General features: G+C 57.8%; 1 protein-coding gene. It reads right to left on the bottom strand.

Going from position 1 to position 1875, the window contains the following annotated elements; all coding sequences use genetic code 11:
• Positions 1–1875 (bottom strand): GAF domain-containing protein (locus tag AC1DPR_RS31755; RefSeq protein WP_477817995.1); only part of this gene is annotated, 1875 nt, incomplete at both ends.

Genomic DNA, 1875 nt, shown 5'->3' with positions numbered 1-1875 from the left:
CACACGTGCTCACCGTGGAGATGGGCTGACTGACTTCGTGCACGATGAATGCCGCGAGTTCACCCAATTCTGTCAACCGCGCAGCCCGTGCCAATTTTTCCTGTGTCTCTCGGGCGTAACGGTCGGCTTCCGCGCGCCGAATATGCTCGGCTTCAACGTTCTCATACAACTTCGCGTTTTCCAGGGAAAATGCCACCTGAGATGCGAGAACCTCAAGGGTCCTCACACGCGTCGCATTGAAGACGCCTGCGATCAACGCATTCTCCAGATACAGCAATCCTGTGAGTGAACCCTGCTTGAGGAGTGGGACACACATAATCGACCGCGATCTGTGTGCCCGAACATAGCTGTCGAGTCCGTATTGCGGGTCATCGCGCGCATCCTCAAGCACGACAGACTCCTTGCTGCGCAGCGTCAGGTAGGCGATGGGCGTCGCAATCAACTCCGGCGAGAGGACCGTCCGTACGAGATTCATTTCCAACTGTCCCTGTGCCAATTTTGCACGTGCCGCCACATACAACACGCCGTCTTCGAGCAAGCACAGCACCGCACGCTCCGCGCCGGCATATTGCAGGGCATTCTGGAGGATGATCTTCATGACCTGTTGTAACGAGAACTCCCCCGACAAGGCCCGGACCGACCTCAGTACAACTTCCGTTTCGAAACGATCCTCGCTCCATAACAGTGAGTTCCCGAGTTCGCGAAACTCCGTGCTCCTTCCTGCTCTAAGCGCGGGAAACTCCGCATCGAGGTGCCGAACCTTTGCATCCGCCCCCCAGCAAGCGTATGCACTCCTCGCCTGCTCCAGGTATCCCTGTTGCGCGGAGCGGAGCCCACAACGCGCTGCGAAACGAGATGCCAGCTCTCTGGCGACGCTCTGAATGTGCATATCGCGCGACTGATCCGCCAAGGCTATCGCCTCTTCATAGAGCGCGAGACTATTCGCCTTGTCCTCCATCAGCTCAGAAAGCTCCGCGGCGARCAATTTCTCGCGCGAGAGAAAATTCTCGGGACAGGCCTCCGCCCAACACTGCATCTGCCGAACCCGATCTCGCACAAGACGCGTGTGAGCTTCGCGATCGGCAGGTGCGGCAGTCCTCGCCATGGCGATGCGCAATAGTCCGCTATAGAAAACAAAATCAGCATTCTCCAGAAAGGCGGGAGACGCCCATACGGATGCGCTGGCGCGCGCTTCAGCCTCCATTGCCTTGGGCAGGTCTCCCCACAGGACCGCGACCTGCAGGCGGTACGTCCAAAATGCAAAAGCGGCAATGTCCCGATGGAACTTTCCACTTATACAGTCGCTCAGCAAATCGAGATACTCGACATTTGGATCGTGCATCCCGATATCGACGGGAACCCCCCTGAGCTCGCGGATCAACCACGCCTGTGCCATGAACGCGTCAACGACTAGCGCAAACGCAGCATCCCGCGCGAGTTTCAAACCGTCCTCGGCGATTTGTTGAGCCTCCGACAACGCACCACCACTGAACAGTAAATTCGTGACAATGTGCCGTCGGGAATAGACGGCGAACGTCATGTCACCCTGGCGGTCGGTGAGTGCCGTCGCCTCCTCCAGATGCCGCCTCGCCTCCGTGGCGGAGCCCGTCCAAGGAAGGCTGAGCGCACCGAAGCACATCTGAACACGACCGGCGTATAGATTCAGCCCTCGCTCCGCCGGGAGCCGCATCGCGAGTTCGCCGAAAACAGCGGTCGTCGCATAGTCCTCAAATCTGGCTCCAGCAATGAAGCTTAGACAGACGTAGGCATAACATGACGCATCGCAGTGTCCATGTTCAAGACTGAGGTTGATCATTCGAAGAATGATCAATTCGGCGAGGTCCTGACTGGAAAACATCACCGCCGGTATGAGAT

This window comes from Rhizobium sp. 01T417 (genome assembly GCF_056398905.1).
The sequence above is the reverse complement of the archived record's forward strand: the minus strand, read 5'-3'. Positions and strand labels throughout refer to the sequence as shown.